This window comes from Colwellia sp. 6_MG-2023, from assembly GCF_030547765.1.
Taxonomy (GTDB): domain Bacteria; phylum Pseudomonadota; class Gammaproteobacteria; order Enterobacterales; family Alteromonadaceae; genus Colwellia.
The window spans coordinates 1-9,516 of record NZ_JAUOPP010000046.1; the positions used below are offsets into that span (position 1 = coordinate 1).

The 9,516-nt window shown below is 36.5% G+C and carries 7 protein-coding genes and 1 other RNA gene; 6 read left to right on the plus strand and 2 right to left on the minus strand.

The window, feature by feature from the left end; genetic code table 11:
- Positions 1 to 364 precede the first annotated feature (364 nt).
- The 4 genes from rlmKL to Q4503_RS18530 all read left to right on the plus strand — a co-directional run bounded on the left by rlmKL (position 365) and on the right by Q4503_RS18530 (position 6,644).
- Positions 365 to 2,521, plus strand: coding sequence for a bifunctional 23S rRNA (guanine(2069)-N(7))-methyltransferase RlmK/23S rRNA (guanine(2445)-N(2))-methyltransferase RlmL (gene rlmKL, locus Q4503_RS18515; RefSeq protein ID WP_303603161.1), 2,157 nt, complete (start codon positions 365 to 367; stop codon positions 2,519 to 2,521).
- Positions 2,522 to 2,545: 24 nt separating this feature from the next.
- On the plus strand, positions 2,546 to 2,812 hold the full coding sequence (locus Q4503_RS18520) for a glutaredoxin family protein (RefSeq protein ID WP_215974312.1): 267 nt from the start codon (positions 2,546 to 2,548) through the stop codon (positions 2,810 to 2,812).
- Between the two features lie 65 nt (positions 2,813 to 2,877).
- Entirely contained in the window at positions 2,878 to 4,794 is a 1,917-nt protein-coding gene (locus Q4503_RS18525) for an ATP-binding cassette domain-containing protein (protein WP_215974313.1), read from the plus strand.
- Positions 4,795 to 4,847: 53 nt separating this feature from the next.
- Positions 4,848 to 6,644 carry a DUF3466 family protein gene (locus tag Q4503_RS18530; protein WP_215974314.1) on the plus strand — a complete coding sequence of 599 codons (1,797 nt, stop codon included), beginning with the start codon at positions 4,848 to 4,850 and terminating at the stop codon, positions 6,642 to 6,644.
- A 734-nt stretch (positions 6,645 to 7,378) separates the two neighbouring features.
- Here the strand turns inward: Q4503_RS18530 and Q4503_RS18535 are convergent.
- Entirely contained in the window at positions 7,379 to 7,738 is a 360-nt protein-coding gene (locus Q4503_RS18535) for an RnfH family protein (RefSeq protein WP_215974315.1), read from the minus strand.
- A 1-nt stretch (position 7,739) separates the two neighbouring features.
- A complete protein-coding gene (locus Q4503_RS18540; RefSeq protein ID WP_215974316.1) occupies positions 7,740 to 8,180 on the minus strand; it encodes a type II toxin-antitoxin system RatA family toxin in 441 nt (146 codons plus the stop codon).
- 163 nt (positions 8,181 to 8,343) lie between these two features.
- On the opposite strand from Q4503_RS18540, the gene smpB reads away from it, so the two are divergent.
- Positions 8,344 to 8,838, plus strand: coding sequence for an SsrA-binding protein SmpB (gene smpB, locus Q4503_RS18545; RefSeq protein ID WP_303603160.1), 495 nt, complete (start codon positions 8,344 to 8,346; stop codon positions 8,836 to 8,838).
- Positions 8,839 to 9,033: 195 nt separating this feature from the next.
- Positions 9,034 to 9,383: a transfer-messenger RNA gene (gene ssrA / locus Q4503_RS18550) on the plus strand.
- The last annotated feature ends 133 nt before the right edge of the window (positions 9,384 to 9,516 follow it).

A 9,516-nucleotide genomic window follows, 5' to 3' on the forward strand; every position in this document is an offset into this window, starting at 1 on the left:
GAGCCAGATTTGAACTGACGACCTTCGGGTTATGAGCCCGACGAGCTACCAGGCTGCTCCATCCCGCGTCCGAATGACCTTTTCTTTAATAAGATTAGGTAAGCCACAATAGTTTTACTTCATACTGCAAGAAGCTATTAGGATGTTCTCCCTGAATTCGATGCGTATAGTAAGGATCACTCGCCAATAAAGCAAGTGATTTTTTTACAAATCAGCTAAAAATCATCTGTTAGCTTAATTGTTCTTCGTTATGTCCTAATTATAAGCTATTTCGTCACATTAACTGAACTTTTGTTTATGTGTGACTGTACATTCGTTATAATCGCGTCATCGTTTTTTCTGGAATCACACTATGACAGTGCCTATGCAACAATTTTTAGCCCTAACCTCCCCAGGTATCGAGGTATTACTCGCCGATGAAGTAAAAAACCTTGGTGCTGAACAAGTTATTCAAAAGCCAGAAGGTGTCTATTTCTCAGCATCCATGGAGCTTGGCTATAAAATTTGTTTATGGACTCGTTTGGCTACACGCGTCATGTTAAAACTTGGCGAAGGTGAAGCCAAAGACAAAGATGAACTATTTAAAGCTGCAAGCTCTATAAATTGGCTAGAACACTTTAACAGTAATACAACCTTTTCAATTGACTTCGTAGGTTATAGTGAAGAAATTCGAAATAGCCAATTTGGTGGATTAACCATTAAAGATGCGATTGTTGATCAATTTAGAGAGCAAGGTTTTGAACGTCCTGATGTTGATAAAAAATCACCTCAAATCAGTTTTCAAGCGCGACTACTAAAAGATCATGTCAGCATTTATTTAGATTTTTCTGGTCGAGGGTTATTTCAACGTGGTTACCGTGAACATTCAGGTGCAGCGCCATTAAAAGAAAACTTAGCTGCGGCCTTAATTATTCGCTCTAACTGGTTAGACGATACAAGTAAGCCGCTAGTAGATCCTATGTGTGGCTCTGGCACAATATTGATTGAAGCCGTAGCAATGGCAACCAAACAAGCACCTGGAATTCAACGTGCTTCTTGGGGATTTGATGCTTGGTTAAAACACGACGACACTATTTGGCAAGAGCAGCTAAATGATGCAATTGATAGTTCTGAGAATTCATTAGAAAAAGCACAAATCAGTAGTTTAAAAGTATTTGGTATTGATATTGATCCTCGTGTTATTAATACCGCTCAACAAAATTCACGTAATGCAAAAGTACAGCGTTTTATTGAGTTTAAATGTCAAAACACCAATAACATGAATAATGTTTATGGCTCTAGCGCTAAAGGTGTTGCTGGTACTATTTTATTTAACCCTCCTTATGGAGAGCGCATTGGTGAGCTACCGGAATTAGTAGAAAACTTTGTATTATTCGGTCAAAAGCTCAAGGCACAATTTATTAATTGGCGAATCGCGATTTTAACCGCCAATATTGAATTACTTGCGATGCTTAAGTTATCAAGCTTTAAACGTTATAAATTTAAAAACGGTCCATTAGATTGTCAACTAGCGCTTTATAATGTTGATGAGAAACAATTAGAAAAAGATGCTGTAAACCCTCAATCATCTTTTGCTGAAGAAGATAGTGATTTTGCTAACCGCTTAAAGAAAAACCGTAAAGGATTAAAAGGCTGGCTTAAATCAAATCAAATTGACTGCTATCGCCTTTATGATGCCGATATTCCTGAATATAATGTTGCCATTGATGTTTATGGTGATTATTTAGTTATTCAAGAATATGCAGCGCCAAAAACAGTTGACGCCGACAAAGCTAAAAGACGCTTACAAGAAGTTATTTATTGGGCCCCTAAAGTATTAGAAGTTCCTACTGATAAAGTCGTACTAAAAACACGTGCTAAACAAAAAGGCAGTAATCAATACCAACGCGTTGATAAATCAAAACAATCAATCACCATTAATGAACATGGCGCACTGCTTAAAATTAATTTATGGGATTATCTTGATACCGGTCTATTTTTAGATCACCGAAAAACACGACAAATTGTTGCTAAAAAAGCGAAAGACAAAACCTTGTTAAATTTATTCGCTTATACTGGTTCTGTGTCATTACAAGCAGCGTTACATGGTGCTAGATCAATTACCACGGTAGATATGTCAAATACTTACCTTAATTGGGCACAAGACAATTTTTCGTTAAACAAACTCAACAGTCATAAATATCAATTTATACAAGCAGACTGCCTTGATTGGCTGAAAAAGAACACAGATAAATATGACTTAATCTTTATTGATCCGCCTACTTTTTCAAACTCAAAACGCATGGAAGATAGTTTCGACGTACAACGAGACCATGTTGCCCTCCTCGCTGATGCCTTAAAATCACTTAACCGTGGTGGGGAAATATTCTTTACTAATAATAAGCGTAATTTCAAAATGGACTTTGAAGGTTTAGAAGCACTAGGATTACAAGCTAAAAATATGTCTGATATTACCAGAGACCAAGATTTTGCTCGTAATAAACATATCCATAATAGTTGGTCAGTTACCCGAAAAGGCTAGCATAGAAAAATATAAGAGCGAATAATGACAATATATAATTTATATGGCAGCGAAGGTTGTCATTTATGTGAAGAAGCTTTAGCACTGTCCTTATCAGTAATACCTAAGGCGCAATTGAATCAAGTAGATATTGTTGACCAAGAAACCGTCGCTCATGAAAGTAAAACGTTAGTAGAACTATACGGTGTACATATTCCCGTATTAGAAAAACTAAACCCAGCGGGTAAAGCTGATAACCAAAAACTATTTTGGCCCTTTACAGCAGAACAAATTATCCAGCTATTAGATTGATAGATAACAGTAAGTGCTCACTAATTAATAAGTGCTGCTGTTTAACAATAAAGAGTTAAAAACTGATGGAATTATTAAGAATAGCTAATGGCGAACTCGCTTTTGGTGAAGACAAAATTTTAAATAAAGCAGACTTAAGTGTTCAAACCGGTGAACGTATTTGTTTAGTTGGCCGTAACGGTGCTGGTAAATCAACATTAATGAAAATATTAATGGGTTTACAAAACTTAGACGATGGCCAAATATTAAAATCTAGCACAATGCAATTAGCAATGTTGGAACAAGATCCACCAGAGTCGTCTGACTTAAGTGTGTTTAGTTATGTTGCGCAAGGCGTTAGTGAAAATGCAGACCTACTGAGTCGCTATCACAAATTAATTCACTTGATTGGCGAAGATCCAAGTGAAAAAAATCTTAATAAGCTATCAAAAGTACAGGATGAACTTGAACAAGCTGGTGCATGGCAAGACGAACAACGCATTGAACAAGCCATGAGTACGTTATCATTAAATCCTGATGCTAAAATTAGTGACTTATCTGGAGGTTGGTTACGTAAATTAGCCCTAGCTAAAGCATTAGTAACTAACCCTGATATTTTATTACTTGATGAGCCAACCAACCATTTAGATATAGAAAGTGTGTTATGGCTTGAGAAATTTTTAAAAGATTTTGGCGGTACCATTATTTTTATCAGCCATGATAGAGCATTTATTCGAGGTTTATCGACTCGAATTCTAGACTTAGACCGTGGCAAGCTAACAAGTTACCCAGGTGATTACGATTTATATATAGAACAAAAACAACATGATTTACAAGTAGAAGAACAACAAAATGCCCTATTTGATAAAAAGTTAGCTGAAGAAGAAGTTTGGATTCGTCAAGGTGTTAAAGCTCGACGTACCCGTAATGAAGGGCGTGTTCGTTCCTTAGAAAAACTCCGTTTAGAGCGTAAAGCGCGTAGAGAAGTACGTAATCAAAGCACAATGAACATTACCCAAGGTGATCGTTCAGGTAAACTCGTATTTGAAGCTGAAGATGTTACTGTAGCTTTTGGTGATAAAGTTATCATTGAAAACCTTAACTTACTTATTACACGTAACGACCGATTAGCCTTCATTGGCGCAAACGGTACAGGCAAATCGACCTTAATAAAGCTTATTATGGAGAAGTTAAAGGCCACTAGCGGTAAAATGCGCTCAGGTGTTAATTTAGAAATTGCTTATTTTGATCAACATCGTGAAGCGCTTGATGTAAACAAAACCGTGCAAGAAATCGTAGGCGAAGGAAAACAAGAAGTCGAAGTTAACGGAAAATCTCGCCATGTACTTGGTTACCTTCAAGATTTTCTATTTAGCCCTAAACGTGCTCGTACGCCAGTTCGCGCTTTGTCCGGTGGAGAGAAGAACCGTTTATTACTCGCTCGACTTTTTTTACGCCCGAGTAATTTACTAATTCTCGATGAGCCTACTAACGACTTAGACATTGAAACGTTAGAGTTATTAGAAGAAGTTGTTGCAAATTATGCAGGAACCGTTATTTTAGTTAGCCATGATCGTGATTTTGTGAATAACTGTGTCAGTAGCTGTCTTTATTTTGATGGTACAGGCCGAATTAATCAAATCGTAGGTGGTTATGATGATGTTGATAGCTATCTAGCGTTAAAAGAAGAAGAGCGCCAACGCCACTTATCAACAATTAATAAAAAAGAAGCAAAGCAAAAGGCAACACCCGCAGTACAAAAAGAAACACCACCAGCGGTGAAAAAGAAGCTTTCTTTTAAAGAAACTAAAGAGCTTGAAGAGCTACCAAAAATAATCGACGAGTTAGAAAATGAAATTACTGATTTACAAGAACAAGTCAATCAAAGTGATTTTTTTAGCCAAGATGAAAAACATACAAAAAAAATATTGAACCAGCTTAGCGAAAAAGAGTCCAAACTCGACACTGCCTATTCAAGATGGCAAGCGTTAGATGAACTTTAACCCCTGCAGTCTGGGATTTATTCCTACAATAAATAAAAGAGTTAAGTAGTAGAATGAGAAAAATAGCAAAGAATATTATCGCCCTAAGCATTAGTAGTGCACTAAGTGTAAGTTTTTTAAATACAGTAAATGCCGCCACATATCAAATTGTTGATGAAAGTGAATCGAGCCAAGCAAAGTATACTTATGCTCAACAACAAAACACTAATGGTGATATGGTTATATCAGGTACTAGTTTGTATGACTTTCCTGTGCAATTTGATTACCTTGATGACTCTGATTTTACTGCCATTCAACTATTTGCAGCCATAAATCACGAAAGTGTTCATGCCTTAAATGACCTTGAAGATATCGATGCTTTAAGAGCTGGAAATCCAACTGCCAATGATTTATCTTGGGTAGTGAGATGGTTACAAGATACATCATCAGGAAAAGGTAATGATATTGAATACCAAAAAGTCGGTGATAGCATCGCCATCACAACCGTTGGCGGTCTACAGCAAGAATATACCTTATTAGACACAAACTTCGACGGAACTGAACAACTAACGCGCTCAACGGTTGATATTGTCGCTGGAATTACTGATACCGGTATTTCCTATGGTAGTGCTACTGCGCCTTATTTACCAAGTGAAACCTTTACTGACGATGAGAATGTCGATCATGTATATTGGCTTAGAGAGCATGGCATGAGAGGCTTCTATTCTTATAATCAAGGTAGTCAAATTCATGAAATAGTTCCTTTAGAAGCAAACTATGGCGGAGGTTTCTCTGCACTAATGGATGTAAATGAAGTCGGTGTTGCTGTAGGGTTTAGTAGTTACAAACTAGTACCAAGTTATTCTGACTTTATTGAAAACGAAGATGGCGGTTGTGCTGATCCAGATGTTGTTCCAGCGGCGATGACACTAGACGCTTGTATTGCACAAGTACAAACTGGTTCAACATCTGCCACATATGACTCTATGGCAATTAAAGCCACATTAAACCCTGATGGTTTACCTATTATTGAAGAGCTAGGTTTATTAGTAACGCCACATGAAGACGATGAACGCTCTTATTCAAGTTACGCTTTAGCAATCAATAGTAACGGCGTCGCAGTTGGTTATGCTGATGGTTTTTATGATCAAGATATAATTACACCAACAGTCGATCAAAGAAGGTTTTATCAATATGCTGTAGCCTATAAAAATGGCAGCGTGATAGATATTAGTGGTGATCATAGCATTAGAGGTACATCTGTTGCTTATGATATTAATGATGCAGGTACTGCCGTAGGTTATGTCACTAATAGTAGCGGCGTACGTAAGTTTTTCTATGTAGACACTAATGCACCTTTAGAAGAAATTGACCTAGTCACTCCTAATGATTTTTTCTCTGGCTCAGACAGCACAGCTAGAGCAATCAATAATAGTGATCTAATCGTTGGTGAAGGCGAAATTGAAACGCATAACGAAAGCACAAGCAACCCGCGTAGAACCGCTGGTTTTGTTTATGATATGAACAATGATGTTTTCACTAACCTCAACTTAGCTATTCCATGTGCTTTACGCTCAACCTATAATATTATCGAAGCACAAGACATTAATGACGATGGTATAATTTCAGCAACAGCAACCATAAAAGTAGAACGTCGTGATGCTTATGGTGAAATAATGTTAGATGATTTTGGTTCACCATTAACAGAAGATGTTTTACGTGCAATCACTCTAGAGCCAACACCTGACACTGGTGAAGTTTGTACATCAGCAGAAGAAGATAAAGTAGTTCGTCAAGGCGCTAGTATAAACGTAGCTGGGCTTTTATCTATCATGGCATTATTTGGTTTACGACGTAAGTTCTTTAGTTAAACATACATCTAACTATTTACAATGTTTACAGCGTTTATTAAATAATAACAGAGATCTTCGTGATAAGTATCAGTCCTTGTGACTACTAGTAGTCACAAATAAAAAGCACCTAAAGGTGCTTTTTTCATTCATACCAGTTTCATTAATTAAGTGAACAATTTTATACGTAGAAAAATTGCTAAATACAAGGCATGTATTTCAATAACTAGTTGTTCTAATTATGAAATAAATAACGATGTAGTTGGTGCTCTTAGCAAGTAGCAATGATCACATAGTTAGTGAGATTGGTATTAGTAAGTAAACTCAATATCACCACGAATCAATGATTTAATTAATTATCGTAAAAACACAGCTAATAATATTGCTTTTTCACAGAAGCTTAACTAAATTTGAAAGTGAAGGTAAGAGTGTTCCTATATCAATGATAATAAAGGAGTGTGCATTTATGATGAGAAGGCCAAAACGAGACCACCAATACAGGGCTCATACAGGTAAAAACTTAACAAGTATCTCCTAACGTTCTAAGAACAATGCCCTTACCAATGTACTAGAGTATAAGAGTACAAAAGTACAATATCAATGGTTCAGTGGTTGGCGTGCAGCCATAGAAATAAATAGTAAGGCTTGTATAAATAATCAACTCAGTGATTTATTGTAAATCAAGTTTTAAAAAATGTTTAAGCTCCACCAAAAAGCCCAGCATCTGCTGGGCTTACTTTTAAGCTTCTAAATGTTTATTTATCTTCTTTTTTCGCTAAAGGGTTAACTCTACCACCGGTTGTTTTATCTGCGCGGCCTTCAAGTTTTGCCTTTTCAGCCCTGCGCTTTCTTACTTCTTTAGGGTCGGCAATTAAAGGTCGATAAATCTCAATTCGGTCAAAATCTTCCAAAACTGTTGATAACTTAACCGCTTTATTCCAAATGCCAACTTTATTTTCAGTTAAATCAATCTCAGGGAAAAGCTCAATAATACCCGACTGTTCAATGGCTTCCTCAACAGTTGTTCCTTGCTTAAATGTCAAAGATAACAACTTCTGTGTATGTGCAAGACCGTAAACGACTTCAACTTGAATTTCTTGACTTGAGTTTTCCATATTAAGCTGCTGCTCCGTAAATATCTTTAGCTCGTTGAGTAAATGCTTGTACCATATTGTTAGTTAAATGATTAAATATTCGACCAAAAGCCAAATCAAACATTTTATTAGAAAACTCATATTCAAGCTCTAAACTAACTTTACAAGCATCATCAGACAAAGCAGTTAAAAGCCAACGGCCATATAACTTATTAAACGGCCCATCAACTAACTCTAATTGCACTTGCTGATTCGAAATAAATGTATTCTTCGTTGTAAACCACTTATTCAACCCCGCTTTAGAAACCAATAAAGCAGCGGTAACTGAATTATCATCTTCCGTAATAATTTTACTATTGCTACAATCAGGTAAAAATTGAGGGTAAGCAAGCACATCATTTATTAATTGAAACATTTGATCAACACTGTACATAACCAGTGCACTTCTACTTATGGATGGCATTCTTATTTTGACCCTTACGCTAACTTAGCGATATCATACCAAAACACACAAACAAGCGCATTATTACTTGAATATAAGCAATGAATTTTTACTAAAAAGAAATTTGTTCTATCAAGTCTCTTATTTGTAGGTATAATCATCGCCGATAATAATGGAATTCAAAATGGCAAAGAAAAGTTCAAAAAACAAATCTAACAGTAACACTATCGCTTTAAATAAAAAGGCTAGGCATAACTATACCCTATCCGATAAATTTGAAGGTGGTATGAGTTTACAAGGTTGGGAAATAAAAAGTATTCGCAGTGGTAAAGTAAACATTTCTGACTGTTATGTTCATATAAAAGACAGAGAAGCTTACTTATTAGGCGCAGAAATAATGCCGCTTAAAGAAGCCTCAACACATGTGGTATGTGATCCAAACCGTGATCGCAAGTTACTACTTAACCGTAGAGAGCTTGACGTTTTAGCTGGCGCTGTTGACCGTGAAGGTTACTCAATTATAGCTACAGCTATGTACTGGCGTAAAAACTGGGTAAAACTTGAGTTTTATTTAGGTAAAGGTAAAAAAGATCATGATAAACGTGCCGATATTAAAGACAGAGAATGGGCTGTAGATAAAGGCCGCTTAATGAAAAATAAAAATTTGAATAAAATCTAAATAGCTATATTAAAATGAAAACGGCTAAGTTGAACAAAGACTAAGCAATCAATTCAAAATTAATCAATATTTAGCATAATTCAAATTTAGTTACGTTGTGTATCTATCAAATGCGCTGTATACTTCGGTTATAAGCGAAGCTCATTCCCTGTAATGAACTTGTTTATAAAGTAAAAAGAGAAAAAGAAAAAACTTGGGGCTGATTCAGGATTCGACGAGATTCACGAAACCCAAGGTGCATGCCGAGGGGCGGTTGGCCTCGTAAAAAGCCGCAAAACTATAATTGCTAACGACGAAACGTTCGCACTAGCCGCTTAGGCTAGCCATCGCCTCAAAAATTCTTCTGTTGTTTAGAGGATCGATGGTCACATTAAACAGAATAGCGAGGGAAGCATGCTTAAGGCTGAACCGCGAAATAGTATTAAGCTCACCATGACGAAGCCTGTCGATTGGCGTCTAATTGGTTAAATAAATAATCGACTAAGCATGTAGTACCGAGGATGTAGGTTTTTCGGACGCGGGTTCAAATCCCGCCAGCTCCACCAATTTGATAATTAAAGCCGCTTTTTAGCGGCTTTTTTTATGTATGAAATTTAATAAATAACCTCAGCTCGGGATAAGAATTAATTAAATTGAACTAAGTGCCCGTTCCACGATCCGATCTTTCGACCAAGAAAA